At 59.2% G+C, this 26,352-nt stretch carries 28 protein-coding genes and 1 other RNA gene; 15 read left to right on the top strand and 14 right to left on the bottom strand.

The window, feature by feature from the left end:
* Window positions 1–18: 18 nt before the first annotated feature.
* The 3 genes from ACR0D8_RS05540 to ACR0D8_RS05550 all read left to right on the top strand — a co-directional run bounded on the left by ACR0D8_RS05540 (window position 19) and on the right by ACR0D8_RS05550 (window position 3,284).
* Window positions 19–1,983, top strand: coding sequence for a heme lyase CcmF/NrfE family subunit (locus tag ACR0D8_RS05540; RefSeq protein WP_480645125.1), 1,965 nt, complete (start codon window positions 19–21; stop codon window positions 1,981–1,983).
* A complete protein-coding gene (locus ACR0D8_RS05545) occupies window positions 1,980–2,435 on the top strand; it encodes a cytochrome c-type biogenesis protein (RefSeq protein WP_480645126.1) in 456 nt (151 codons plus the stop codon). The genes ACR0D8_RS05540 and ACR0D8_RS05545 overlap by 4 nt, the downstream gene beginning before the upstream one ends.
* Before the next feature lie 72 nt (window positions 2,436–2,507).
* Window positions 2,508–3,284 carry an enoyl-CoA hydratase-related protein gene (locus tag ACR0D8_RS05550; RefSeq protein ID WP_480645127.1) on the top strand — a complete coding sequence of 259 codons (777 nt, stop codon included), beginning with the start codon at window positions 2,508–2,510 and terminating at the stop codon, window positions 3,282–3,284.
* A gap of 5 nt (window positions 3,285–3,289) precedes the next feature.
* On the opposite strand, the gene bmt is transcribed toward ACR0D8_RS05550, so the two are convergent.
* On the bottom strand, window positions 3,290–4,306 hold the full coding sequence (gene bmt, locus ACR0D8_RS05555; protein WP_480645128.1) for a betaine--homocysteine S-methyltransferase: 1,017 nt from the start codon (window positions 4,304–4,306) through the stop codon (window positions 3,290–3,292).
* 121 nt (window positions 4,307–4,427) lie between these two features.
* A complete protein-coding gene (locus ACR0D8_RS05560; RefSeq protein WP_475160488.1) occupies window positions 4,428–4,748 on the bottom strand; it encodes a DUF1476 domain-containing protein in 321 nt (106 codons plus the stop codon).
* 187 nt (window positions 4,749–4,935) lie between these two features.
* Between ACR0D8_RS05560 and purC the strand changes: the two genes are divergently transcribed.
* From purC to ACR0D8_RS05595, 7 genes are all read left to right on the top strand, one after another.
* Window positions 4,936–5,691, top strand: a complete 756-nt coding sequence (gene purC, locus ACR0D8_RS05565) for a phosphoribosylaminoimidazolesuccinocarboxamide synthase (protein ID WP_480645129.1) — start codon at window positions 4,936–4,938, stop codon at window positions 5,689–5,691.
* 131 nt (window positions 5,692–5,822) lie between these two features.
* Window positions 5,823–6,482 carry a MarC family protein gene (locus tag ACR0D8_RS05570; protein ID WP_480645130.1) on the top strand — a complete coding sequence of 220 codons (660 nt, stop codon included), beginning with the start codon at window positions 5,823–5,825 and terminating at the stop codon, window positions 6,480–6,482.
* A gap of 115 nt (window positions 6,483–6,597) precedes the next feature.
* Window positions 6,598–6,828, top strand: a complete 231-nt coding sequence (purS, locus tag ACR0D8_RS05575; RefSeq protein ID WP_109311572.1) for a phosphoribosylformylglycinamidine synthase subunit PurS — start codon at window positions 6,598–6,600, stop codon at window positions 6,826–6,828.
* Between the two features lie 22 nt (window positions 6,829–6,850).
* Window positions 6,851–7,519, top strand: coding sequence for a phosphoribosylformylglycinamidine synthase subunit PurQ (gene purQ, locus ACR0D8_RS05580; RefSeq protein ID WP_475160492.1), 669 nt, complete (start codon window positions 6,851–6,853; stop codon window positions 7,517–7,519).
* Between the two features lie 96 nt (window positions 7,520–7,615).
* A complete protein-coding gene (locus ACR0D8_RS05585) occupies window positions 7,616–9,334 on the top strand; it encodes a sensor histidine kinase (RefSeq protein ID WP_475163426.1) in 1,719 nt (572 codons plus the stop codon).
* 12 nt (window positions 9,335–9,346) lie between these two features.
* On the top strand, window positions 9,347–10,681 hold the full coding sequence (locus ACR0D8_RS05590) for a sigma-54-dependent transcriptional regulator (protein WP_170616909.1): 1,335 nt from the start codon (window positions 9,347–9,349) through the stop codon (window positions 10,679–10,681).
* 511 nt (window positions 10,682–11,192) lie between these two features.
* Window positions 11,193–13,988, top strand: a complete 2,796-nt coding sequence (locus ACR0D8_RS05595) for an Rne/Rng family ribonuclease (RefSeq protein WP_480645132.1) — start codon at window positions 11,193–11,195, stop codon at window positions 13,986–13,988.
* A 53-nt stretch (window positions 13,989–14,041) separates the two neighbouring features.
* Here the strand turns inward: ACR0D8_RS05595 and ACR0D8_RS05600 are convergent, their stop codons facing one another.
* Complete coding sequence (locus ACR0D8_RS05600; RefSeq protein WP_480645134.1) at window positions 14,042–14,275, bottom strand: sulfurtransferase TusA family protein; 234 nt, start codon at window positions 14,273–14,275, stop codon at window positions 14,042–14,044.
* 105 nt (window positions 14,276–14,380) lie between these two features.
* Here ACR0D8_RS05600 and ACR0D8_RS05605 point away from each other — a divergent pair, with 105 nt between their 5' ends.
* The 4 genes from ACR0D8_RS05605 (at window position 14,381) to ACR0D8_RS05620 (ending at window position 18,712) form a co-directional block, all read left to right on the top strand.
* Window positions 14,381–15,133, top strand: coding sequence for a cytochrome c biogenesis CcdA family protein (locus tag ACR0D8_RS05605; protein ID WP_475160502.1), 753 nt, complete (start codon window positions 14,381–14,383; stop codon window positions 15,131–15,133).
* Window positions 15,134–15,196: 63 nt separating this feature from the next.
* The gene (locus ACR0D8_RS05610; RefSeq protein ID WP_480645136.1) at window positions 15,197–16,411 is read left to right on the top strand and encodes a hypothetical protein; all 1,215 of its coding nucleotides are present in this window, start codon (window positions 15,197–15,199) and stop codon (window positions 16,409–16,411) included.
* Window positions 16,408–17,757, top strand: coding sequence for a cytochrome P450 (locus ACR0D8_RS05615; RefSeq protein ID WP_480645137.1), 1,350 nt, complete (start codon window positions 16,408–16,410; stop codon window positions 17,755–17,757). The genes ACR0D8_RS05610 and ACR0D8_RS05615 overlap by 4 nt, the downstream gene beginning before the upstream one ends.
* 73 nt (window positions 17,758–17,830) lie before the next feature.
* Window positions 17,831–18,712, top strand: coding sequence for a fructose bisphosphate aldolase (locus ACR0D8_RS05620; RefSeq protein ID WP_480645139.1), 882 nt, complete (start codon window positions 17,831–17,833; stop codon window positions 18,710–18,712).
* A 6-nt stretch (window positions 18,713–18,718) separates the two neighbouring features.
* Here the strand turns inward: ACR0D8_RS05620 and ACR0D8_RS05625 are convergent, their stop codons facing one another.
* From ACR0D8_RS05625 to fumC, 5 genes are all read right to left on the bottom strand, one after another.
* Window positions 18,719–19,321 carry a DNA-3-methyladenine glycosylase I gene (locus ACR0D8_RS05625; protein ID WP_480645140.1) on the bottom strand — a complete coding sequence of 201 codons (603 nt, stop codon included), beginning with the start codon at window positions 19,319–19,321 and terminating at the stop codon, window positions 18,719–18,721.
* Between the two features lie 64 nt (window positions 19,322–19,385).
* Complete coding sequence (locus ACR0D8_RS05630; RefSeq protein ID WP_480645141.1) at window positions 19,386–19,601, bottom strand: ribbon-helix-helix domain-containing protein; 216 nt, start codon at window positions 19,599–19,601, stop codon at window positions 19,386–19,388.
* The gene (locus tag ACR0D8_RS05635; RefSeq protein WP_480645143.1) at window positions 19,598–19,774 is read right to left on the bottom strand and encodes a DUF4169 family protein; all 177 of its coding nucleotides are present in this window, start codon (window positions 19,772–19,774) and stop codon (window positions 19,598–19,600) included. The genes ACR0D8_RS05630 and ACR0D8_RS05635 overlap by 4 nt, the downstream gene beginning before the upstream one ends.
* Before the next feature lie 53 nt (window positions 19,775–19,827).
* Entirely contained in the window at window positions 19,828–20,163 is a 336-nt protein-coding gene (locus ACR0D8_RS05640) for a hypothetical protein (RefSeq protein ID WP_480645144.1), read from the bottom strand.
* Entirely contained in the window at window positions 20,160–21,557 is a 1,398-nt protein-coding gene (fumC, locus tag ACR0D8_RS05645; RefSeq protein WP_480645145.1) for a class II fumarate hydratase, read from the bottom strand. The genes ACR0D8_RS05640 and fumC overlap by 4 nt, the downstream gene beginning before the upstream one ends.
* 233 nt (window positions 21,558–21,790) lie before the next feature.
* On the opposite strand from fumC, the gene ACR0D8_RS05650 reads away from it, so the two are divergent.
* Complete coding sequence (locus tag ACR0D8_RS05650) at window positions 21,791–22,327, top strand: hypothetical protein (RefSeq protein WP_480645146.1); 537 nt, start codon at window positions 21,791–21,793, stop codon at window positions 22,325–22,327.
* A gap of 8 nt (window positions 22,328–22,335) precedes the next feature.
* Here the strand turns inward: ACR0D8_RS05650 and ACR0D8_RS05655 are convergent, their stop codons facing one another.
* The 6 genes from ACR0D8_RS05655 to ACR0D8_RS05680 form a co-directional block, all read right to left on the bottom strand.
* The gene (locus tag ACR0D8_RS05655; protein ID WP_475160520.1) at window positions 22,336–22,794 is read right to left on the bottom strand and encodes an SspB family protein; all 459 of its coding nucleotides are present in this window, start codon (window positions 22,792–22,794) and stop codon (window positions 22,336–22,338) included.
* 76 nt (window positions 22,795–22,870) lie between these two features.
* On the bottom strand, window positions 22,871–24,124 hold the full coding sequence (gene chrA, locus ACR0D8_RS05660; RefSeq protein WP_480645148.1) for a chromate efflux transporter: 1,254 nt from the start codon (window positions 24,122–24,124) through the stop codon (window positions 22,871–22,873).
* Window positions 24,121–24,936, bottom strand: a complete 816-nt coding sequence (locus ACR0D8_RS05665) for a chromate resistance protein ChrB domain-containing protein (RefSeq protein WP_480645149.1) — start codon at window positions 24,934–24,936, stop codon at window positions 24,121–24,123. Before ACR0D8_RS05665 ends, chrA begins: the two co-directional genes overlap by 4 nt.
* 130 nt (window positions 24,937–25,066) lie before the next feature.
* Complete coding sequence (locus ACR0D8_RS05670; protein ID WP_480645151.1) at window positions 25,067–25,498, bottom strand: ester cyclase; 432 nt, start codon at window positions 25,496–25,498, stop codon at window positions 25,067–25,069.
* Window positions 25,499–25,599: 101 nt separating this feature from the next.
* Window positions 25,600–25,947, bottom strand: a transfer-messenger RNA (tmRNA) gene (gene ssrA, locus ACR0D8_RS05675).
* Between the two features lie 36 nt (window positions 25,948–25,983).
* Window positions 25,984–26,346, bottom strand: a complete 363-nt coding sequence (locus tag ACR0D8_RS05680; RefSeq protein ID WP_480645153.1) for a DUF4345 family protein — start codon at window positions 26,344–26,346, stop codon at window positions 25,984–25,986.
* Window positions 26,347–26,352 lie beyond the last annotated feature (6 nt).

A 26,352-nucleotide genomic window follows, 5' to 3' on the forward strand; every position in this document is an offset into this window, starting at 1 on the left:
GGGATTATATCCAGGGCCATGATTACAGAACTTGGCCACTTTGCCCTGATACTCGCCTTTCTGGTTGCCATCGTGCAATCGGTCGTTCCCCTGATCGGGGCCGCCAAACGCTGGACCGGATGGATGACCTTTGCCGAACCTGCGGCGATTATTCAGTTTCTGTTGGTGGCCTTTTCGTTTGGCGCGCTGGTCTGGGCGTTTGTGACATCCGATTTCTCGCTGAGGATCGTGGTTGAAAACAGCCATTCGGCCAAACCCATGCTGTACAAGATCAGCGGTACATGGGGGAACCACGAGGGTTCCATGCTGCTTTGGGTGCTAATCGTTGCGTTGTTTGGTGCAATGGCGGCATATTTCGGGGGTGGCCTGCCACCGACCCTGAAAGCGCGGGTTCTGGCGGTTCAGGCTGCGATTGGGGTGGCGTTTTTCGCCTTTATCCTTTTCACCTCGAACCCCTTTGATCGTCTGATCGTGGCACCTTTTGACGGGCGCGACCTAAACCCGCTGCTTCAGGACCCCGGTTTGGCCTTTCATCCGCCATTTTTGTATCTGGGCTATGTCGGGCTGAGCATGGCCTTCAGCTTTGCCGTCGCGGCCCTGATCGAAGGGCGCGTTGACGCCGCTTGGGGCCGGTGGGTGCGGCCGTGGACGCTGGCGGCATGGATATTCCTGACCATTGGGATCGCATTGGGGTCCTGGTGGGCGTATTACGAACTGGGCTGGGGTGGGTTCTGGTTCTGGGACCCGGTTGAAAACGCATCTTTCATGCCCTGGCTTCTGGCCGCCGCCCTGTTGCATTCTGCCATCGTGGTGGAAAAGCGCGAAGCGCTGAAAAGCTGGACCATCCTGCTGGCGATCATCGCGTTCGGGTTTTCGCTGATCGGCACGTTTATCGTGCGGTCGGGTCTGCTGACCTCGGTCCATGCATTCGCCAATGACCCCGAGCGTGGGGTGTTCATCCTGTTCATTCTGGTGATCTTCATCGGCGGGGCGCTGACGCTGTTTGCCGCGCGTGCGCAGACGATGGAGGCCAAGGGCGTGTTCGGAATGGTCAGCCGCGAAAGCGCGTTGGTGCTGAACAACATTCTGCTGGCCGTCAGTTGTTTCGTCGTGTTCTTCGGAACGCTCTGGCCGATGGTGGCCGAAATGGCTTTTGACCGCAAACTCTCGGTCGGGGCGCCGTTTTTCAATTCGGCCTTCACGCCATTCATGGTTGTGCTGGGAATTGTGCTGCCCGTCGGGGCAATGTTGCCGTGGAAACGGGGCAGGTTGGGCAGGGCGGCTTATTCCCTGCGCTACGCGTTTGTACTGGCAGTCGCTTTGGCCTTGCTGGTCTGGGCGATGCAGACGGGGCGCAGCGCGCTGGGACCCGTTGGGATGTTCCTGGGCGCCTGGATCACATTCGGCGCGGCCGTGGACTTGTGGAGCCGTACGGGCCGCAGGGGCAACCTTGGACGCCTGTTCCGCCTGCCCGGCGCGGATTGGGGCAAGGCCGTGGCCCATTCCGGCTTGGGGGTTACCATGTTCGCCATTGCCGGTCTGACCGCCTGGGAAGTCGAGGATATCCGCGTTGCCCAACCCGGCCAGCCTTTCGAGGTCGGACAATTCACACTGACGCTGGAGGATGTCCGCCTCGTCGAAGGTCCGAACTATTTCTCGACCACCGCCGATGTGAAAGTCGAAAAGAACGGGCGCGCCATCGGGACGCTGCATCCTGAAAAGCGGGACTATCCCGTGGCGCGGATGCCCACGACCGAAGCCGCGATTGACTACCGTTTCTTCCGGGATCTCTATGTTGTGATCGGCGATCAGCAAGCAGATGGGGGCTGGGTCATGCGCACCTATATCAAACCGCTGGCGAACTGGATTTGGGCCGGGTGTATCCTGATGTCTCTGGGCGGCGCGCTCAGCCTGTCGGATCGCAGGTTCCGCGTCGCGGCTGGGGCGCGCAAAGCCCCATCCGGCGGGGTGCCGGCGGAATGATGCGGCTGCTGTTGATCCTGATGCTGATTGCATCGCCCGTCTGGGCGGTGCAGCCGGACGAAGTTCTGGATGATCCGGTGCTTGAACAACGCGCGCGCGCCCTCAGCACCGGCTTGCGTTGCCTGGTTTGCCGCAACGAAAGCATTGACGAAAGCAACGCCGAGCTTGCCCGGGACTTGCGCCTGTTGCTGCGCGAACGGCTGGTGGCCGGGGACACCGATCAGGAGGCGTTAGATTTCATCGTGGATCGCTATGGCGAATACGTGCTGTTAAAGCCGACAACCACGGGTTCGAACCTGATGCTGTGGCTGGCCGGTCCGATCATGCTGCTGATTGCCGCCGCGATGGGATGGAACTTTCTGCGCAAGCGTTCGCAGGTGCAGGCCGCCGGGGAAAACGACACTCTGAGCGAGGCCGAGAAAGAGCGTTTGCGCCAGATTCTTGAAGACTGACCCAGGGTTCGTCTTTTCCTTCCGTGTCATATGGTTCAGGGTTCCCTCAAGCTCTGATTTGGGGAGGAATTCATGGAATACGAAACGGTCCTGTTGGATATCATGGACGATTTGGCGGTTGTGACCCTGAACCGGCCAGACAAGATGAACGCGATGACCGCGCAGATGCGGGCCGAGATCACCCACGCGATGAAACACGCCACGCGGCACGCGCGGGCGATCGTTCTGACAGGGGCAGGGGATGCGTTCTGTTCGGGGCAGGATCTGGGCGATGCCTCAAGCACGGGCAAGGTCGATTTGGAGCGCACGCTGCGCGACGAATACGAACCGATGCTGGAAACGATTTACGATTGTCCGGTTCCCACGATTGCGGCGGTCAACGGTCCGGCAGCCGGGGCCGGAGCAAACCTGGCACTGTGCGCCGATGTCGTGATTGCAACCGAAAGTGCCTATTTCCTGCAGGCTTTTGCCCGGATCGGTTTGTTGCCCGATGCCGGCGGTACGTGGTTCATGCCGCGCCAGATGGGCTTTGCCAAAGCCATGGGCGCCGCGCTTTTTGCCGACAAGATCAGCGCCCGGCAAGCGGATGAATGGGGATTGATCTGGGAAGCTGTCGCCGACGAAGACTTCGAGGCGCATTGGCGCAAACGGGCGGCCTATCTGGCCAAGGGACCGACCGCCGGGTTTGGCGCGATCAAACAGGCCATTCGCGGCACGTATGAAAACACGCTGCCCCAACAACTGGCAAAAGAGGCCCATCTACAGGGGGATTGCGGACGTTCGCGCGACTTCGCCGAGGGCGTCGTGGCCTTCATGCAAAAGCGCCCCCCGAAGTTCGAAGGGCGCTGATAGCCTCAGGCGCGGCGGCGGCGGCGTGTGCGCCGCTCGGGTGCCGCGGCGTCTTCGCCGGTTCCATCCGTAGCGGATGAAAACGGACCCAGAGCATCCGTGATCTGATCCAGCGTTGGCCGGGAGTTGCGCGGAGCACTGTCCAGTGCCTCGCGCATCTGACGCAGGTGCGCGGGCATGGTGCCACAGCAGCCCCCGATGATCGAAGCCCCGGCATCCCGTGCCATGGCAGCGTATTGCCCCATCAGTTCGGGCGTGCCGTCATAGTGGATATGACCGTCCACATATTTTGGAATGCCCGCATTTCCTTTCGAGATAACCGGTCGTTCCGTGCCTTGCGCGGCAAAACCCAGCACCGTGCGCAGAATGTCCGACGCGCCGGTGCCGCAATTGGCTCCGAAGGCGACAGGTGGGTTTGGCAGCGTCTCGACCAATTGCGCCAGATCAGAAGATGTCACCCCCATCATGGTGCGGCCCGCCGTATCAAAGCTCATCGTGCCACACCAGGGCATGTCGGCCAGCGCGAACGCTTCGGCCGCTGCGCGGAACTCCTCCGGTGCGCTGATGGTTTCCAGCCACAGAACGTCGACGCCCCCCGCCTTGAGCGCCTCAGCCTGTTCGTGGAACATCTCGACCGCTTCTGCATGAGACAGGCTGCCGACGGGTTCCATGATTTCACCGGTCGGTCCCACCGAACCGGCGACAATGACCGTGCGACCGGCCTTGTCCGCGACCTCACGCCCAAGCTCCGCGCCGATGCGGTTCAGTTCGTCAACGCGGTTCTGGGCGTCATGCAGCTTTAGTCGGGCCGCGGTGCCGCCAAAGGTGTTGGTCAGGAACAGATCGCTGCCCGCATCGACCGAGCCGTGATACAAGGCGCGGATCTTTTCGGGCGCGTCCACATTCCACAATTCCGGGGCGTCACCCGATTGCAGACCCATGTTGAACAGGTTGGTCCCCGTTGCCCCATCTGCGAGGATGGCATCTTTGGTTTCCAGTAGCTTGCTCAGTGCGTTTGTCATTGGGGTATTCCAGGAAATGACCCAAAGGGTCGATAAAATAAGAGACGCCCCGTGTCTCACGACCGGGGCATCAAATCAAATTCATAAAACTCATGATGATCATGAGGTTTGCGGAAAAGCCTTAAATTTCGGCCTCTGCCATGACCTGCTCTTTGGCTTCAACCAGCAGTTCCGCCATCTTTTCGCGAATCTTGGCCTCGTCCGCCAGGTCGCCCAGATAGCCTTTCACCGCTTCCACAACGTCGTCTTCGCCGACATTCTGAAGGTCGGTGTGAACCAGTTGCTGGCCATAAGCACGCGCCTTTTCAACGGGTTCACCCTTGAGGGTCGAGGCCCATACAGCCATGAACCTGTTGCGACGCATCCGGGCAATGAACTGCATCTTTTCGTCATGTGCGAATTTGTTTTCAAACGCGGCTTCACGTTCGTCAAATGTGGTCATTGGTTGGGGACCTCTTGGGTTTCATCTTCTTTCCTCATGATATGACTATACGGCGGCGTCGGTGCAAGGTATTTGCGCTGCGTCAAACCCACTCTGGCCGGTGAACTTGCGAGAGGGCAGGGCTTGCACTATGAGAACGCCAAAGCGAAGGGACTCATTCCCTCGCCCCGGACTTGAAAGGTCGCTTATGGCGCGTCGCAAGAAAATCTACGAAGGCAAGGCAAAGATCCTGTATGAAGGGCCCGAGCCGGGCACCATCGTTCAGTATTTCAAGGATGACGCCACCGCGTTCAACGCGGAAAAGAAGGACGTGATCGACGGTAAGGGCGTGCTGAACAACCGCCTGAGCGAGTTCTTCATGAACGGCCTGACCCAGATCGGTGTTCCGACGCATTTCATCCGCCGCCTGAACATGCGCGAACAACTGGTGCGCAGCTGCGAGATCGTGCCGCTGGAAGTGATCGTGCGCAACTATGCCGCCGGGTCCATGTCCAAGCGTCTGGGCATAGCCGAGGGCACGCAGCTGCCGCGCCCGATCGTGGAATATTGCTACAAGGACGATTCGCTTGGCGATCCGCTGGTCACCGAAGAGCATATCGCCGCGTTCGGCTGGGCCAGCCAGCAGGACATGGACGACATTCTGAGCCTGGCCCTGCGTGTAAATGACTTCATGAGCGGTGTGATGCTGGCCGTGGGTATTCGACTGGTCGACTTCAAGATCGAGATCGGCCGCGTTTACGACGGCGACTATCAACGCCTGATCATCGCGGATGAGATCAGCCCGGACAGTTGCCGACTGTGGGATATCGAGACCGGCCAGAAACTGGACAAGGACGTCTTCCGCCGCGATCTGGGCAACCTGACCGACGCCTATTCCGAGGTGGCGCGTCGCCTTGGCGTTCTGCCCAAAAGCAACGTGGCCAAGCCTACGCTGATCAACTGAGCCTCGGCTCAGTATGCATTGTAAAAGCGTCGCCTTTATGAAGGCGGCGCTTTTTTGATGTTAGGGGTGGTTTGACAGCGAGGCCGCTCGTCCCGCATTGTCGCGCCAGTTCAACCGAAGGTTTTCCCGGCATGGCGGAATTGTTCGATCAGGCAGTCTTTCTGAAATTCCTCGCGGCGTTGTTGGCGATCTTCAACCCGCTATACGGCATCCCGATTTTCCTGAGCATGACCGAGGGTTATTCGACCTCGGAACGCAAGCGCGTGGCGCTGATCGTGACCGCGACGGTGGTTACCGTGGCACTGATCGCGGTTCTGGTCGGTGAAGAGATATTGGCGATCTTCGGCATCGACATTCCGTCGTTTCGTATCGCCGGGGGGCTGATCATTCTGGGGGTGGGCATGTCGATGCTGAACGCCTCGGACCGGCCAAAAGGGGATCAGAAGGCGGTCGAGGAGGGGGCAGAGAAAAGCAACATCGCCGTGGTTCCCCTGGCGATTCCGCTGACAATCGGTCCGGGCACCATCGCGACGACCATCGTTTTTGCGCATACGCTGTCAGATGGGGCTGAAATTGTCACGCTCGGCTCTGCCGTGTTGATTGCCTGCGCCATCGTTGGCCTCGGGTTGCTGTTTGCGGACCCGATCTCGCGGTTTTTCGGACCGACCATGATCAATGTCATCACGCGGGTCATGGCCATCATCCTTGTCGCCGTGGCGGTCGAAATGGTTCTGACCGGGACCTTCCACGCAATCGACGCGCATTACCCGGGACTGTCGGGCGGAAGCTGAGCGCGCCCCTGCGGCAAACTGTATGCGGACAAGGGTTGTCGAACGCCGTTGGGCGCGCTATCTCCCGCGCAAGGGAACGGGCCGGAAATCCAGGCCCTCAGCTGGAGTTGCAGGAATGAAAGCACGGGTGCATGTGATGCTCAAGAACGGGGTTCTGGACCCGCAGGGTGAAGCGGTGCGTCATGCATTGGGTGCCATGGGCTTTGATCAGGTCGAAGGCGTGCGTCAGGGCAAGGTGATCGACCTGGAGCTGGCCGAAGGCGCGACCGAGGCGGACATCACCGAGATGTGCGAAAAGCTGTTGGCCAACACGGTCATCGAACGCTACGAGATCGAACTGGTCTGAACCTAATTCCGGAGGGCCCGCCATGCGCGCTGCTGTCATCGTATTTCCAGGCTCAAACTGCGACCGTGACCTGGCCGTCGCGTTCCGGCAGGCAGGGTTTGAGGTCGATATGGTCTGGCACAAGGATGCGGCACTGCCTGATGGTGTCGACATCGTGGGCGTGCCGGGCGGGTTTTCCTACGGGGATTACCTGCGCTGCGGGGCCATCGCCGCACAATCGCCCATTTGCAAGGCCGTTGTCGACCATACCGCCCGCGGCGGATATGCCCTTGGTATCTGCAACGGTTTCCAGATTCTGACCGAAACCGGCATCCTGCCCGGCGCCTTGCTGCGCAATGCCGGGTTGAAATACATCTGTCGAACTGTCGGCCTGAAGGTTGAAACCAGCGACAGCGCCTTCACAGAAGGTTACAACGCCGGTGATGTGATCGGAATTCCGATTGCGCATCATGACGGAAACTATTTCGCGGATGACGCAACATTGTCCACTCTGCGCGATCAGGACCGGATTGCTTTCACCTATGCCGAGAATCCCAACGGTTCAGTAGGCAACATTGCCGGTATCCTGTCGGAAAACAGGCGTGTTCTGGGCATGATGCCGCATCCCGAGCGGGCGGCTGACCCGGGTCACGGCGGTACTGACGGAACGGCATTGTTCCGCGCATTGTCCGGCGTCCTCGCGCCTGCGTGACTTGAGGTTGCACCCAAGCCCGCGTAATTTTCCGGGATGAGTTTCGACATTCGCTCTGGCTGGTCCATTCTGACAAAACCGTTCCGTGGCGCGCCAATGGGATGGCGACTGCGCTTGGCTGTTCTGGTCCTGTTGCTGGCGACCGTCGCGACAGTCTGGGTCACCAACCGATTGCTGACCGACCGATTCACGGAATCGACGCGCAATCGGGCCGAACTGCGCCTGGCGCTGTATTCGGGGAACCTGCTCAGTGAATTGCGCCGGAACGCGATCGTACCACAGCTTCTGGCACGCGACCCGACGCTGATTTCGGCGCTGCAGTCCAGCGACTTTTCACTGTCGACGCAGCGCCTGATTTCCTTTGTCGAGGAAATCGGGGCCGCATCGCTGATGCTGCTGGACAGGGACGGGCGCTCGGTCGCAGCCACCGACCGGAATCGGTTGGGTGAACCCCATCGGAGTTCGCCTTATTTCATTGACGCTGTCCGCTCGAATTCCACGGTTTTTACCGTCATTGAAAAGGAGGCGGGCGGGTACAGTTTCGTCTATTCCCGCCGGATCGAAGCCAATGCCGAGGTTATTGGCGTGATCGTGGTCGAGGTTGACCTGCAAAAGTTCGAAAGCGCCTGGGCCGGTATCTCGGATGCTGTGATGGTGGCGGACAGCACCGGCAAAATCATCCTGTCGACCGAACCGCAATGGCGTGGTGTCGAGGAAGGCGAGGCGATCCTGCGACAGCCGCCGCAAGGCGCCATCCAGCGCGCGATCCGCGCCACAACTGACTGGACCGCCTTGCCGCCCGATGCCTATCTGCAGGGCGAAGCGGTGATGCGGATGGAAACCCGCATTCCGTTCCGCGGCTGGAAAATGACTTCATTCACCACCTATGCGTCGATCCGGGAAAAGGTGAACAGCGTCCTAGCGCTGGAAATCATGGGATTTGCGATTCTTCTGGCTCTGGCCTTTTATGCGCTCAGCCGCCGCGCCACGTTCCGTATGACGTTGTTCCAGCGCGAGTCGGCAGAGCTTCGCGCATTGAACACACGGCTACAGCGGGAAATCGCTGAGCGCGAACGGGTTGAAAAGACACTGGAAGTTGCCGAGCAGACGCTGGCGCAAAGCTCGAAATTGGCCGCGCTGGGTGAGATGTCTGCGGCCGTCAGTCACGAGCTGAATCAACCGCTGGCTGCAATGAAAACCTATCTGGCCGGGGCGCGCTTGTTGCTGCGGCGAAACCGGCCCGAAGAGGCCCTTGCCAGCTTTGGCCGCATCGACGGTCTGATCGAACGGATGGGCGCGATCACACGGCAGCTGAAATCTTATGCACGCAAGGGCGCGGATGCGTTTTCACCAGTAAATCTTGGTGAAGCGCTGGCCTCCTCCCTTTCGATGATGGAGCCGCAGCTGCGGCAGCGCCATGTGAAGATCACTCAGATCCTGCCCGAAGAACCCGTGATCGTGATGGGGGACCGGATGCGGATCGAGCAGGTGATGGTCAACCTCTTGCGGAATGCGCTGGACGCCACCAAATCGGTATCGGACCCCGATGTGGAAATCATTCTGGCAGCAGGGGATATGGCGGTGTTGACCGTGCGCGATAACGGCCACGGAATCGAGGATATCGAGAACCTGTTCGAACCCTTCTACACCACCAAGCAGCCCGGCGACGGGGTCGGGTTGGGGCTTGCTATCTCGTCCGGGATCGTGAACGACCATGGTGGACGGCTGACCGCGCGCAACAGCCAGCACGGCGGCGCGGTATTCGAGATGCAACTGCCGATACTGGGAAGCGACGGCCTTGAGGCCGCTGAATAACGAGGAATGAATATGGCACAGGCCATGAAAATCGCCATTGTGGATGACGAACAGGACATGCGCCAGTCGATCAGCCAATGGCTGGCGCTGTCGGGATATGACACCGAAACCTTCTCCAGCGCCGAGGACGCGCTCAAGGTTCTGGGGCCGGATTACCCGGGCATCGTCATCTCGGACATCAAGATGCCGGGAATGGACGGCATTCAACTGCTGAAAAAGCTGATGGGGGCCGACAGCACGCTTCCGGTCATCATGATCACCGGCCACGGCGACGTGCCTATGGCGGTCGAGGCGATGCGCGTGGGCGCGTTCGACTTTCTGGAAAAGCCGTTCAACCCGGATCGGATGTCCGAACTGGCCAAACGCGCCAGCAATGCGCGCCGTCTGACCCTGGACAACCGGGCGCTGCGGCGCGAGCTGTCCGGCGGCACCCAGATCATGAACAAGCTGATCGGTGCCAGCCCGGTGATGGAGCGGCTGCGAGAGGATATCCTTGATCTGGGGCAGGCGGATGGCCATGTCCTGATCGACGGCGAAACCGGCACCGGCAAAACCCTTGTGGCACATGCGCTGCATGCGGTGGGTAGCCGGGCAGGCAAGAAATTTGTTCTGGTGTCCTGCGCGGCGCTGGAGGAAGAGGCGCTGTCGAAACGTCTGTTCGGCCCGATGATGCCCGAGGATGCCCAGTTGCCGGCCATCGAAGAGGCCCGCGGCGGCACTCTGGTTCTGGAAGATGTCGAGGCCCTCAGCGACACGCTTCAGGCACGTCTGCTGAGCGTCATGAACGATCAGGGCACGCCCGCCGAAACTCGGATCGTGGCGATTTCGAACCTGCAGGAGGCCGGAAAAACCAGCGAGGATGTTCTGCGACCGGACCTGTTCTACCGTCTGGCCGCCCTGCGGATCACCATGCCGCCCCTGCGTCAGCGCGGTGAGGATATTCTGACACTGTTCACCCGATTGAGCGAGCAGTTTGCCGAGGAATACGGGTGTGACGCCCCGCAGGTCAGCGCACAGGAGGCGGCGCAGCTGCTTCAGGCCCCGTGGCCCGGCAACGTGCGTCAGCTGATCAACATCGCCGAACGCGCGGTTCTGCAATCGCGTCGCGGATCGGGCACCATAGCCTCGCTGCTGATGTCGGATCACGAGGAAATGCAGCCAGTGATGACGACCGAGGGCAAGCCGCTAAAGGAATATGTCGAAGCGTTCGAACGAATGCTGATCGACAACACCATGCGCCGGCACAAGGGTTCGATCGCGTCGGTGATGGACGAACTGTGCCTGCCGCGCCGTACGCTGAACGAAAAAATGGCCAAATACGGCCTACAGCGGTCGGACTACCTGTAAAAGCCCGGGAGGGGGCCAGCCCCCTCTTGAGCCTTCGGCTCAATTCACCCCCGAGGTATTTTTGGCCAGATGAAGGGATCCTGCGTCGCGTTGTGGGCGCGCGATGCAGTTTGCCCATTGTCTTTTCCACAGGACTGCTTTTATTGTAACCGGACGGGCCGGGCCGATTTTGCGCCCACAAGTCCCGAATCTTTGAGTTTCGCTGTGTCGCCGCAGGTGGTGATCCTTCCCACAGGGCGACGCAGACAGATTGTGCCCCATCAGGGGCAGTAGAACGCCTGAGCCCGCAGCAGCGGGCGAAAGGAATAAATGGGCAGGCGGCGGCACTCCGCGCCTGTCGGAGAAGAACCGCGATGACGCGCGCGCAACGAGTGAGTATACGGGCAGGGGGCCACAGCGCCAGACCCTGCGGCGCGCCGTCCGATATCGCCCTGACAAGACACCACCCCAAAAGCGCCTGTCCTCCCGGACGGGTCAGGACAACGCGTTTGGCGCGGTGCACCAAGGACACATGGCTAAGAAAATGCTTATCGATGCCACCCACGCGGAGGAAACCCGCGTTGTGGTGGTTGACGGAAACAAGGTTGAGGAGTTTGACTTTGAATCCGAAAACAAACGCCAGCTTGCTGGCAACATCTATCTTGCAAAAGTAACCCGGGTCGAACCGTCGCTGCAGGCGGCCTTTGTGGATTACGGCGGAAACCGGCACGGGTTCCTGGCGTTTTCAGAGATTCATCCGGATTATTATCAGATCCCCGTCGCCGACCGCGAGGCGTTGATGGAGGAAGAACGCGCCTATGCCGAAGCGATGAAGGCGCGGGATGAGGCCGAGGAAGCCAAGCCCAAAAAGCGCCGGTCCCGTTCGCGGACAAAGGCGGCGGATATTAAATCCGACGACGTTGTGGAATCGCTGGACGTTTCTTCGGAACCGTCCGGCATGGAAACTATCGACCTCGACACGGGCGAAGAAGGGGCTGATCTTTCGGTTCCGGAAGGCACGTCTCCGGCGGATCGCGTGGCAGAGACTCCCGTCGAGGAACCGGTTGACGAGGGTGAGGCGTCTGACGCCGCTGATGAAGTCGCCGACGCGGATGAGAACGTTGTTTCCGACGACGCCGAAGCTGTCGATGAAACCAGCGAAGAGGCAGCCTCTGAGGTCAGTGCGGCGCAGGAAGACGAGAACGGATCAGACCCGGAACCTGTTACGGAAGAGCCTGAAACTGACGAAGCTGAAGCCTCGGATGAAGGCAAGGCTGTACCGGAAGAGGCCGACACTGCCGAAGCCCGCGCGGATGCCACCGCGAAGGACGATACCATCGAATCCGTTGCGGACGAGGATGACAGCGAGGACATTCGTCCGCCGCGCAAACCGCGTCCGCGCCGGTATAAAATTCAGGAAGTCATCAAGGTCCGCCAGGTCCTTCTGGTGCAGGTCGTCAAGGAAGAGCGCGGCAACAAGGGCGCTGCGCTGACCACATACCTGTCGCTTGCTGGACGCTATTGCGTTCTTATGCCCAATACCGCGCGGGGCGGCGGCATCAGCCGCAAGATCACCAACGCGCCGGATCGCAAAAAGCTGAAGGAAATCGCGGCAGAAATCGATGTGCCGACCGGTGCCGGCCTGATCATCCGGACCGCCGGCGCCAAACGCACGAAGTCCGAGATAAAGCGCGATTATGAATACCTGCAGCGCATGTGGGAACAGATCCGCGAACTGACGCTGCAGTCGATTGCGCCAGCCAAAATCTATGAGGAAGGCGACCTGATCAAACGGTCGATCCGGGACCTTTATAACCGTGAGATCGACGAAGTTCTGGTTGAAGGCGAAGGCGGGTACCGTATCGCCAAGGACTTCATGAAGATGATCATGCCGTCACACGCCAAGAACGTGAAACGGTATGAAGATGCGTTGCCGCTGTTTGCGCGGTATCAGGTGGAAAGCTACCTGACCGGTATGTTCAATCCGACGGTTCAGCTCAAATCCGGTGGTTACATTGTGATCGGGGTGACCGAGGCACTGGTAGCAATCGACGTGAACTCGGGCCGGGCCACAAAGGAAGGTTCGATCGAAGACACCGCGCTCAAGACCAACCTTGAGGCCGCCGAAGAAGTGGCGCGGCAACTGCGTTTGCGCGACCTTGCCGGTCTGATTGTCATCGACTTCATCGATATGGACGAGCGCAAGAACAACTCGGCCGTCGAGAAACGTCTGAAAGAAAAGCTGAAAACCGACCGTGCGCGCATTCAGGTCGGCCGTATCTCGGGCTTTGGTCTGATGGAGATGAGCCGTCAGCGCCTGCGCCCCGGTATGCTTGAGGCGACGACGCAGCCGTGCCCGTCCTGCCACGGAACGGGCTTGATCCGGTCGGACGACAACATGGCGCTGACCATTTTGCGTCAGATCGAAGAGGAAGGCACCCGTCGCCGATCGCGCGAGGTTCTGGTGCGCTGCCCGGTCAGCATCGCCAATTTCCTGATGAACCAGAAACGGGAACATATCGCGCAGATTGAGGCGCGGTACGGTCTATCCGTGCGCGTTGAGGGTGACGTGCATCTGGTCAGCCCCGATTTCTCGATGGAGAAGTTCAAGACCGCCAGCCGGATCGTGCCCGAGGCCAGCGCCCCGGTCGTGTCCGTCGACGCGTCCCTGATGGATCTGGTGGATGCCGGAGAGGATGAGGCGGTCGAGGAAGAAGCGGTTCAGACCGAAGAAGAGGCGAAACCCAAGCGCAAGCGCCGTCGTCGTCGCCGGAAGAAGGGCTCCGGCGCAGGTGAGACGCCCGAAGCTGACACAGACGAGAACGATGCCGCAGCGTCCGAAGCGGCAGATGAGCCGCCTGCGGAGCCAGAGGCTGATGCAACTGAGCAGGAAGAAAAGGCCGAGAAGCCCAAGCGCCGCCGCGCGCCGCGCCGCAAGAAGAAAGCGGCTGATGACGCAGCGACCGAAGCTGAATCGCCCGCATCCGAACCCGCCGAGCAGACGGAAGACACTTCCGCAGCCGAAGAAGATGCTGTTGCGCAGGAGACGGTCGAGACGGCAACTGAACCTGTTGAGAGCACAGAGACGGTTGCGGACGACAACAACGCGCCTGCGGCCGATGAGGTAAGCGAACCGGTTGCTGAGGAAGTATCGGAACCCGTAGCTGAGGAAACGTCTGTTCCCGAGACCGAGGAACCGGTTGAGCCTGCTGCGGAAGCGGTTGATGAGACCCCTGAACCGGTGCTGGAGTCCGTTGCGGAAGAGCCGGAACAACCCAGCAAGCCGGACAAGCCCAAACGGCGCGGTTGGTGGTCGCTGGGTCAGTAAAAAGAAAAGGCGGGTCTTGGGACCCGCCTTTTTTCATCCGGCACTGCCCAGTCTCAACCCGATTTCTGGATGACGTAGATCTGGTGCCCGTCCTCCTCTTCCTGAGACAACAATTGGTGGCCGCTTTCGACACAGAAATGAGGCACATCAATAACTGCCGCAGGGTCGTCAGCCAACACACGCAGAACCGCCCCGGCGGGCATGGATTTCAGGCGTTTTCGGGCTTTCAGTACCGGCAGAGGGCACAGCAGGCCCAAAGCGTCCAGCGTTTCAGTAGCGTTTGACATGGGGTTGAGATATTTCCACTTTGTCGTGGTGTCCAGCGTGCAACCACGAGGATGTGACCGATTGGCCCGGTGACGCGGCGCGATTGATACCCTATGTGCTGATCCATGTTCGGAATTGATATCATAGACGCGGGCTTGCTGCCTGCCATGTTCATCGCGATGCTCGGCGGGCTGATCAGCTTTCTGTCGCCCTGCGTGTTGCCCATCGTGCCGCCTTACCTGGCTTATATGAGCGGTGTGACCATCAACGAGATGAAGGACGAGGCGCAGGCACGGCGCAAGGCGACCCTGTCCGCGTTGTTCTTTGTTCTGGGCTTGTCTACAGTGTTCCTGTTGCTGGGATTCACCGCTTCGGCCTTTGGGGCGTTTGTGCTGAAAAATCAGGTTTTGTTTGCAAAGCTGTCCGGCGCGGTCGTGATTGTCTTTGGTTTGCACTTTCTGAACGTCTTCCGCATTCCATTCCTTGATCGCGAAGCCCGCATTGACGCGGGTGAATCCGGCGGTTCGGTCTTTGGCGCCTATATTCTTGGCCTGGCTTTTGCCTTTGGCTGGACACCCTGTATCGGCCCACAGCTTGGGGCGATCCTGTCGCTTGCCGCATCCGAGGCTTCGGTCGCTCGGGGCACCCTGCTGCTGGGCGTTTATGCGGCGGGGCTGGGCATTCCGTTCCTGCTGGCAGCGATGTTCCTGAACCGCTCGATGTCGGTCATGAACCGCATCAAGCCCCACATGGCCACTATCGAAAAAGTCATGGGCGGTCTGCTGCTGTTTGTCGGCATCATGCTGATCACCGGTCTATTCACAGAGTTCAGCTGGTGGCTGCTGGAAACCTTCCCGGCACTGGCCAATTTCGGGTGATTAACCGATCAGACTTACCTTGACGGCTATGCTGCGCTAGTCTGCGCGACAAAAGGTAAGGCGATGAGCAGTCACGACAATCAGCCTCGGGTGCGTCGGCGCCGGGTATTCTACATTCCCGGCTACGATCCGATTCCACCCCGCCGGTATCGCGAGCTGTATCGCCGCGAAAGCCAGGCTCAGGCAAAGATTTCCGGTTACAGCGTGTCAGTATCCCCAAAACCGGCGCAGGGACCCTATGGTTGGCATGTCCGGTCCTGTCAGGACGGGGCCGAAGTACAGTCGGATATCGAGGTTCTGGTCTGGTCCGATATCGTACGCGACAGCATGTCAGGTTCGATACCGGCAACCTATCTGCAACTGGCGCATACCGCTTGGATCTATATCGCATCGGGTGCGCTCGGCCGGTTGATGCGGTTGCGCAAAGGGCCGGTAATTGCCGCGCTCTATCCGGTTGGGATGCTGATCGCCCAGCTTGCCGTTGCGTTGGCGGTCGCATCAGTTGCCGTCACATTCCTGTCGCCGTATCTGAGCTGGTTCGCGATTGTGCCGGCCGCTGGTGCGGCCTATGCCCTGTTGATTTGGTTCCGCAACATCGACAATCGCCTTTTTGTTTACTACCTGATGCACGACTACGCCTATTCCGCGGCCTCGAAAGGCGCGTTGCAGGCGGACTTGAAAATGCGCCTGTCCGGGTTCACGGAACATATTCGGTCCGCGCTTGAGACGGATGTGGATGAGGTTCTGGTCGTTGGCCATTCTTCCGGTGCGCATCTGGGCGTGATGGTTCTGGCAGAGGTGCTTAGGGACGAAAACGCGCGCGACAACGGACCTGAACTGTCGTTTCTGTCTTTGGGTCAGGTGGTTCCGATGGTCTCTTTCCTGCCCAATGCGACCGATCTGCGTCGTGATCTTCAGTTTTTGTCGGCCCGCACCGAACTGACCTGGGTCGATGTCTCGGCACCGGGCGACGGCTGCGCATTTGCGCTTTGTGACCCGGTGGCGGTCAGCGGCGTTGCGACCGAAGAATCTCGCTGGCCACTGGTCCTGTCTGCAGCCTTCACCCAGACTTTGTCCGCGCAACGCTGGCGGGCGCTGCGCTGGCGGTTTTTCCGGCTGCACTTCCAATACCTTTGCGCCTTTGACCAGCCGGGTGACTATGATTATTTCCGCATTACGGCGGGGCCTTTTTCACTGGGTCAGCGGTTTGCAGGGCGCGCGCCGTCCAGATCGCGCATCGCAACGCCCGTTTCAAAATATCGGACGGTGCAGGCATGATACCGCCAAAGCCGTCCCCGCGTCCGGACAAGGTATCGCTGTGGCGGTATCTGAAGCTGTTCCGCAAGGACATATTGTCGGCACAGCCGCAACGGCTGTACCGCGCCTGGATGGCCGAATTTCGGACGCCGTTCTTTCGATCCTACATGATAAATCAGCCGGAACTCGTTGATATTGTACTCAAAAAACGCCCGGATGATTTTCCGAAATCCAGCCGCATCCGCGAGGGGCTGCGCCCGCTGCTGGGAAATTCAGTCTTCCTGACGAACGGTGAGGTTTGGAAACGGCAGCGCCGGATCATCGACCCGGCCTTTGAAGGCGGGCGTTTGAAAGACACTTACCCGGCTATGCGCGCCGCGGCGCATGCTTGTGTCGAACGTCTGCGGGCGCAGACAGGCACCGACGTCGAGTGCGAAGAGCTTACCAGCCATGCAGCGGCGGACGTTATATTCAGAACCCTGTTCTCGGTCCCGATCGAACATGACCTTGCCGCGCAGGTGTTTGAGAAGTTCAGATCCTATCAGCGGCAACAGCCTTTGTTGAATCTGGCGGCTTTTGTTCCCGTCCCCGCATGGGTTCCCCGCATGCACTCCCGCAAAACCCGCAGGAATGCCCGGGATATAAGGGCGTTGATCACGCGTCTGACTGCGGAACGAGCAGATATGATCGCAAAAGGAGAGGCACCGGACGATCTGGCCACCAAGATCATGACCACGCCGGACCCGGAAACCGGACACTGTTTCGACACGCAGGAGATGGTCGATCAGGTCGCCATCTTTTTTCTGGCCGGGCATGAAACCAGCGCGTCCGCTCTGGCCTGGGCGCTGTACCTCGTGGCTCTGTACCCCGACTGGCAGGACAAGCTTGCCGCCGAAGCGCAATGTCTGGACGAACCCGGTTTCGGCAGATTGTCCGATCTCCGGCTCAGCCGGGATGTGTTTCGTGAAACGCTACGCCTGTATCCACCGGTGCCGATGATGGTGCGCGAGGCCGCGTGCCCCGAGAACTTCAGGGGCAGGGCGGTGCGGCAAGGGTCGCAGGTCGTTATCAGCCCGTGGCACCTGCACCGTCAGGAGCGTCTGTGGGACCGGCCGGATGAATTCGACCCCACACGCTGGGGCACGGAAAACGGAAAGACCTGTCAGCGAACAGCTTATCTGCCCTTTTCCGCCGGCCCGCGCGTCTGCACGGGGGCCGGGTTCGCCATGGTCGAAGGGCCCTTGCTGCTGTCGACTCTGTTGAAGAACTTCAGGTTCAGCCTCGTCGAGGGGCGCCCCCCCGTTCCCGAGGCACATCTGACCGTCCGGTCCCGGAATGGAATTTGGTTGCACGTGGTTGAGCGCTAACAAACTACCATCACCCTGCGCCTTGCTGTATGCGATTTAAAGATGCGGAATCATTACTGAACGGGAAAATCTTATGTCCAAAGCAGAACAGCGCGAGCAGATGTCCAACGGCGCAGGATTTATTGCAGCACTGGATCAAAGCGGCGGGTCGACGCCCAAGGCGCTGGCGCTATACGGGGTTGAGGCCTCTGACTACAGCTCGGACGAAGAGATGTTCGGCGAAATCCAGAAGATGCGCGCCCGGATCATTCTGGCTGACGATTTCACCAAGGACAAAGTGATCGGCGCGATCCTGTTCGAACGGACGCTGGGTGAAGAGATTGACGGCCGCAAGGTCGCGGATTACCTGTGGTCGGTCAAGGGTATCGTGCCTTTTCTGAAGATCGACAAAGGGTTGGAGGAACAAGCGAACGGGGTTCAGATGATGAAACCGATCCCCGGTCTGGCCGACACGCTGTCAAAGGCAACGGGTATTTTCGGCACCAAAGAACGTTCAGTGATCCATGAAGCAAATGCCGAAGGCATCGCCGCTGTGGTTGCTCAGCAATTTGACGTCGCCAGAGAGGTCGTCGCCGCCGGTATGGTGCCGATCATCGAACCTGAAGTGAATATCAACTCTGCCACCAAGGCTGAGGCGGAAGACATCATGAAGGCCGATATCCTGAAAAACCTTGATAAGCTGGACGAGGGGCAGGAGGTCATGCTCAAGCTGACGATCCCCAGCAAGGCAAACCTGTTCGACGAACTGGCGGATCACCCGCGCGTTCTGCGCGTCGTGGCCTTGTCCGGCGGCTATTCGACCGAACAGGCCTGTGATCTGCTTGGTCAGAACGGCAAGATGATCGCGTCCTTTTCGCGGGCGCTGACCGAAGGTTTGTCCAAGCAGCAGTCGGAAGCCGAATTCAATGCCGCGCTGGGTGGCAATATCAACAAGATATTCAGCGCATCCGTCTGACGCGCATTATTCTGGTTTGGTGAAATCGCGGCGCAACTGCGCCGCTTTTTCACGCATCACGCAGCCCGTCGCATGATCGTTTACAAGCCCCATCGCCTGCATGAACGCAAATACCGTGGTTGGACCGACAAACTTCCAGCCGCGCTTTTTCAGGTCTTTCGACATGGCCACGGATTCTGCCGAGGTTGAAGCGGTCTGCGGGTCCGTCGGCGTTGCGGCTTCATAGCGCCAGACATAGGCGGCAAGTGACCCTTCGGCGGCAACAAGTTCTTGCGCACGGCGGGCATTGTTGATGACCGCTTCGATCTTGCCGCGATGCCGTACGATACCTTCGTTCTGAAGCAAACGCTCAACATCTGCGTCATCAAACCGGGCTACAGCATTGAAATCAAAATGCTTAAATGCAGCTCGGAAATTTTCGCGTTTGGCCAGAATCGTGCGCCAGCTTAGGCCGGACTGAAAACTTTCCAGGCATAGTTTTTCGAACAGACGCTGGTCATCAGCCACCGGGTAACCCCATTCCTGATCGTGGTAATCAAAGAACTCGGGTGCCGCCTGACACCAAGCGCAACGCTGTTTTCCATCCGGGCCGGGAACTGTTTGGTTCATATTGTACCCCTTTTGTTCTCACCCAACATAGGCGCAATTCGCCGCCCGGAGCAAGGCCCGTCGTTCAGGTGCGATACCAGTTCAGGGTAAATACGCGAATGGCCGAGGCAAGCCCGACATCCGGATCACGGTTGACGTCAATTTCAGCAGCCAGCGCATTGATAGGTATGTTTTTTTCTTTTGAGATTTCGCGAAAGGCCAGCCAGAACTCATCCTCCAGCGAAACCGAGGTTCGATGGCCTTTCAAGGTGAGGGAACGCTTGACCGGGCGGCCGCTCATTCGTCCAACTCATGGCTGTCCAAATCGCGGCGCTGTTTGTCCCGCTCGTGTCTGGTTGAGTCTTTCTCCGCCTTGCTCTGGCCAAATACAACCACATTGCGGTCTGCGCGGGCTTTCTTCTCGGCCCGGGCCTTTTCTTTCCGGTATTTGTTCAGGTTGACCACGGATTTCATAGGAACATCAGCCCTTGTCGTTGACCGGAGTGTACATGCACCAAACGGCTGCGTCAGAAAAAACTCCGCAGCAAGCCCGGCAGCATTGCCCGTCCTTCGCGGGTAATCGCATAGGCGACCGAGATGGGGCGCTGCGGTTCGGGCACTTCGCTTTCCCTTGGCTCCATCCAGCCGACATTGGACAGATGGGCCCAAAACCAGTCATTGGCCGACCCGCGGGCGGTCATCGCCACGGCATCCTCATCCGCAGTATTCGCAAGCATGGCCAACAGAACCGATTTGTCGCCTTGCGACAGATTACCGGCCAACTCCTTTAGCTGCGGACCCCATCCCTTGTCCTGCAGCGCGGCCTCGCTAAGGCCGCGCTGGGGTTCTGTGGGTTCGCTCATCGATCCTTGGGGCCGATCATGTGTTCGGGGCGAACGACCGCGTCAAAGGTTTCCTCATCAACAAAACCCAGTGCGATAGCCTCTTCCTTGAGGGTGGTGCCGTTCTTGTGGGCCGTCTTGGCCACTTTCGTTGCGTTGTCATAGCCGATGGTCGGTGCAAGCGCCGTCACCAGCATCAGCGATTCCTTCATCAGCTTGTCGATGCGCGGCTCATTGGCCTGAATGCCCAGCAGCATCCGTTCGGTAAAGCTGTCGGTGGCGTCGCCCAGAAGCTGAATGGATTGCAACAGGTTATAGGCCATCATCGGGTTGTAGACGTTCAACTGAAAGTGCCCCTGCGACCCGGCGAACTTGATCGCTGCGTCATTGCCCATCACATGGGCGGCCACCTGCGTCAGCGCTTCGGCCTGTGTCGGGTTCACCTTGCCCGGCATGATCGAAGAGCCGGGTTCATTTTCCGGCAGGATCAGCTCGCCCAGACCCGAGCGCGGACCAGACCCCAGCAGACGGATGTCGTTCGCGATCTTGTAACAAGACCCCGCAATGGTCGCCAATGCGCCGGACAGGAAGACCATTGCGTCATGGGCGGCCAGCGCTTCGAATTTGTTGGGGGCAGTGACGAAGGGCAGGCCGGTGATCTCGGCCATATTGGCAGCCACGGCCTCATCCCAGCCATCGTGGGTGTTCAGACCGGTGCCGACAGCGGTGCCGCCCTGCGCCAGTTCGTAAATGCCGGGCATCGAGGCTTTGACCCGGTCGATCCCCTGACGGATCTGATGCGCGTAACCGCCGAATTCCTGCTCCAGCGTCAGAGGGGTCGCGTCCTGCGTATGGGTGCGCCCGATCTTGATGATGCCTTCGAATTCCCTGGCCTTCTGCTCCAGCCCTGCCGCGAACTTCTCAAGCCCGGGCAGCAGCACGTCGCGCACGCTCATGGCGGTGGCAATGTGCATCGCGGTGGGGAAGGTGTCGTTTGACGACTGACCCATATTGCAGTGATCGTTGGGGTGTACCGGTTCTTTTGAACCGATCTCGCCGCCTAGGATCTCAATGGCGCGGTTGGCGATCACCTCGTTCGAGTTCATGTTCGACTGGGTGCCTGAACCGGTTTGCCACACGACCAGCGGAAAGTTGTCATCGAACTTACCCTCGAACACCTCACCCGCGGCCCGAATGATGGCGTCGGCAATCTCTGCGTCCAGCTTGCCGATGGCCTTGTTTTCCATCGCGCAGGCTTTTTTGATCACACCCAGCGCGCGCACAATGGCGACAGGCTGCTTTTCCCAGCCGATGGGAAAGTTCATGATCGAGCGCTGAGTCTGAGCCCCCCAATACTTGTCAGAGGGGACTTCCAACGGGCCAAAGCTGTCGGATTCGGTGCGGGTCTGTGACATCGGTAACTCCGTCGTGTATACAGTCGCATGCCGTTTACCCGTGACGACGCCATCGTGCAATCGGCCAGTTGCGCGCACCTTAAACACAAGGTTGCCAAAGGTATAGGCGCGATGGTACGTCATTTTTCTTGTTAAGGATGACAACAGCGCCATTGTGCGCACGGGCGGCTGGGCTACAATAAATGGATCACAACCCGGAGGCTAAGGTGGGCATTTTGAATCGGACTCGTCCCTTGAATTTCATTGCTTTTTCCCTGGGCGTCCTGTTTTGGACCGCGATTGCCAATCTTCCGGCGCACGCGGAGAACATCGAACCCTTTGTCGGCGATTACATCGGTTCGGCGAACGTGGTGGATGACGACGGCACCGAAACGCCCCGTGACATGAGCGTTTCGATCCATGAGACAAAGGGCGGCTTCAACGTCAGTTGGACGACGACAACCTACAAGCCGGATGGCCGGGTCAAAGAGCAGAAGTTTTCGATAGACTTCAAGGAATCCGAGCGTTCAGACGTGTATTCCGCTGCAATGAAACGTAACGTGTTCGGGCATGAGGTGCCGCTGGACCCGATGCAGGGCGAGCCGTTTGTGTGGGGCCGGATCGACGGCCAGACCCTGACCGTCTTTTCGCTGTTTATCAGTGAAAACGGCGATTACGAGCTGCAACAGTTCGATCGCACACTGGCAGAAGGCGGGCTGAACCTTGCCTTTTCAAGGTTTCGAAACGGCGTAAGGTCCCGTTCTGTCGAGACTTTCCTGGAAAAACAGTAAATCCGGCGCTATTTCCTGAAGCTGTCCAGCGACACGACCTCGGCATCGTGCTGGTCGGGTTCTTCTTCGACCTCAATTGCTTCCTCGACAAAGGATTCGATCTCTTCCTCGTCCTCGGGGCTTTCAAAGCGCAGTCCGAACTCAACCGAGGGGTCCACAAAGGTCTTGATCGCGGCATAGGGGATGTACAGCGGCTCTGGCGCGTCGCCGAAATTCAGGGTGATCGCAAAGCCCTTGTCACCGACTTCCAGGTTTTCGAACCAATGCTGCATGACAATGGTCATTTCTTCGGGATACCGCTCGCGCAGCCAGTCAGCCAGATCAACGCCGTCATGGCGAGTGTCAAAGGTAATGAAGAAGTGATGCGCCCCGGGCAGGCCGTGTTCGGAAACGCTGGTCAAAACAGTCTTGATGAGCCCGCGCATGGCGGTGTGCATCAGGTTCCCATAGTCGATGTCTTGCGACATGTGTCATCCTCAAAAGTGGTCGTTCTCAGCATAGGGTATTTCAACGGAAACGAAAGACCGCCAATGCGCAGATTGTTCAGAGAAAGTGAAGCCCGGTTCCGACCGCAGCGACGACAATCAGCGCCGTTGCCATGCCAAATTTATACTTGAAAATCAACACGCCAGCGAAAACTGTCAGGATCAGCGCTGTAGGATTCAAGCTCCACAACTCTGGCCATGGAATCGCAACCGGTCCCCAGGATCGCTCGGGGATGTTGCCGAAAAGAACATTCAGACCGAACCACACGGATAGGTTTAGAATCACACCCACGACAGCAGCCGTGATTCCATGCAGTGCGGCGGACAATCCGGGGCGCGCCGACAGTTGGTCCAGAAACGGGGCCGCAAGAAATATCCAAAGAAAACACGGGACAAATGTTGCCCATAGGGCGACGGCAGCCGCAGCAATCGCCAGCGACGCGCCACCATCAATCTGCCCAGCCAGCATCGCAACGAACTGGGTCACCAGTATCAACGGGCCCGGGGTTGTTTCCGCCAGACCCAGCGCGTCGATCATCTGATCTGTGCTGATCCATTGATACTTGTCCACGACGGTCTGGGTCATATAGGCCAAAACGGCGTAGGCTCCGCCAAAAGTAACAACCGCGAGGCGAGCGAAGAACCATCCCAGATCGCTCAACAGCTTCTGCCCGGTCAGGGTGAGCGTCAGCAAGGGCCCTAGCCACAGAACCAGCCAGAGCGCCCCGGTTCTGAGGGTGCCAGCCACGTTGGGGACAGGGGGGGCATCGCCGGTCTGCCGCTCTCCGTCGAAGGAAATATACCCCCACAGAGCGGCTGCAAGAATGATCAGGGGAAAGGGAAGGTTCAGGGCAAAGATGGCGATGAAGCCCAGCCCGGCAATCGCGCGGTGTTCGACATCGGTCAGCGCCTTGCGGGACAGGTTTCGCAACGCCTGCAGAACAATGACGATCACCGTGGCCTTGACCCCCAGAAAACCCGCCTGAATTGGGGGAAGGTCTCCGAAGGTGACATACAGCCCCACCAGAACCGCGATGACGATCGCGCCGGGCAACACAAACAACGTGCCGGCAATCAGTCCGCCTGTTACGCCACGCAGACGCCATCCGGCGTAAGTTGCCAGTTGCATCGCCTCGGGGCCGGGCAGCAGCATGCAGAGCGACAGCGCCCGCAGGTACGTCTGTTCATCCAGCCAGGGGCGCCTTTCGACCAGTTCCTGATGCATAAGCGATATCTGCGCCGCCGGTCCACCGAATGAAAGCAGCCCAATTCGCCCAAAGACCCGGATCAGATCTGCGATTGTGGGCGTCATGCCTTGCGGTCCGTTGGCCAGTCGTGGCGTTCCTCGAACCCGTCCCGCGCCCAGCGATACATCGCGTCATACACATGCAGGCCCGCCGCAAGGTTCTGATGATCGTCCCGATATTGCCGTGACAGTCCGACGGATACTGCCAGCAATCCCGCCGCCTCCGGTGCCAGATCATGACGGTTGGTGTCGGCCGCGCGGATGACGGTCGCCAAACGATCCAGCGCCGCTGTGTGCAACTCAAACTCATCCAGCATGGTATCAAATGTGCAGCGGTCCTGCCGATGTGACCAATAACTGCCTTCGATGTCGAACGGGGTGGCCCCGAAGGCCTGTGCGACGGCTTCGACTTCGGATGGGGCTACGAACAGAAAACGGGCGTTTGGGTCCACGAAACGGCGGATCAGCCACGGGCAGGCGATGCGGTCGATTTTTGGCCGGTGGCGGGTGACCCAGACGGTGCACCCATCCCTGCGCGCCGGAATGGCGGAGGCCGGAACGCGTGGCGCGTCGGCGCAGTCCCGCCAGCCATACATGCCGCCCTCCAGAAATTCTGCCTGACACCCCAGGCCACGCAGCCACGACACTGCACCCTGGCTGAGCTTCTTGCCTTTCTGGCAAATGATGACGGCCGGCCGGTCACCGATGATCGTTGCAAGCCCCTCGACATCCTGCGCCGGGTGCCGGACAGAGCCGGGGATCAGATAAGGGTCGGCCTCAAAATCCGGGTCCAGGCAGATGTCGAACAATACCGGGGCCTGAGGCGTTCCGATCAGACGCAATAGCTGTTTTGGGGTAATCGCATTTGGCGCGGGCATGGCATGTCTCCTGGCTCAATCGGATACATGCGAAACTTGGGCTTGCGCCTCACGGGGCGTTCGCAATTTTACCCCATGGCTCTTGCTTACGTGCAAGCGCCAGAGGGGTCAAGATTGCGCGACGGACCTGTCAGGCCCAGTCCAGCCGTTGCCCGGTCATGCAGACGGGCAGGGTATCCTGCGGAAACTGGCCAAGCTGTTCGAACAATGAAATAAAGTCAAACTGGTTATACGCCTCGACCATGCGGCCATCCCGGATGCGGGCCACGACGCTGCCTGTGGCCTGCAGCGGGGCGCCGTTATCCGCCCGCGTCGTTTTCAGATGAATGATCGCGGATACCCAGTCACCGTTTTCGATGATCTTGGGCAGTTCAACATGAATGTCGCCAAGAATGTGCCGGAACGCCATGACAAGATCGCGGAATTCATCCGCGCCAACCTGCATCTCGGGGATCAACCCTTCGGCCATCGTGTCGGGGGCAAAATACTGGTCGATGGCATCGGTATTCCCGTTTTCCCAGACTTCGGCATACCATTCCTTGAGTACATCTGCGTGTGACATCCCAGCTCTCCTTTTCCTGTCGGGCTGAGAATGAAACGAAAGGGTGAAAAAAGCCTGAACGTAAACAAGCGCAGGGGATTACAGCAGACATTTTGGATGAAAATGCAGGTTTCTGTTGCCAGGTACCTGCGAACCCCGCCTTACGCGGCTAGGCGCAAGGGCTTAAGTTTCGGTCTTGCTACTGCTTACGCAGCAACTGCAACCGGAGCACGATTGTCGTTTGCAATTGTACTGTTTTCGCCGGTAACGGTGGCAGACAGCCGAGACAAAGCTAACCCCTTTAGACGTTCGTCGATCCTATTTCGGCCCCAAAATCCTCAAACGAAGGATGGTTGGTGGAGCCGCCGGGTACCGCCCCCGGGTCCGATCCGCTTATTACGAGCGCGTTTATGTCCATAGTCCCGAAGGACATTACCTATATAGGTGAGCAGAGGCCGGGATGCAAACCGGGAATTTTCAGCCGTCGTTACATTGAAAACAAAAGCTTACGGGGCCCTGTTAATGTTCGCCAGAATAAGCCACAGCGCCAGCGCCAGCTCGATTCCTCCAAAGGTCAGCGCCTTGACCAAAGGCGGGTTGTCCAGAACCACGGAAACAAACCGTCCAAGTGCCGCGCCCGCATAGACGATCCCCAGAATGGCATAGGCCATCGGGTTGTTCAGATACAGAACCGCAGCACCCGTGACCACAAACAAACCCCCAACCGAAGCCCGCATTTCGCTAAGCCCCATGGTGCTGCTGGTCGGCGCCAAATCCAGTGAGGTCGCGGTCCAGGCCGGGGCCAGAAAGCCGAAAAGACCAAACCCGATGGTCAGAAGGGCCGCTATCACGTTCAATGCTGGGATCATCTGAAC

Source organism: Ruegeria sp. BG10 (assembly GCF_056538575.1).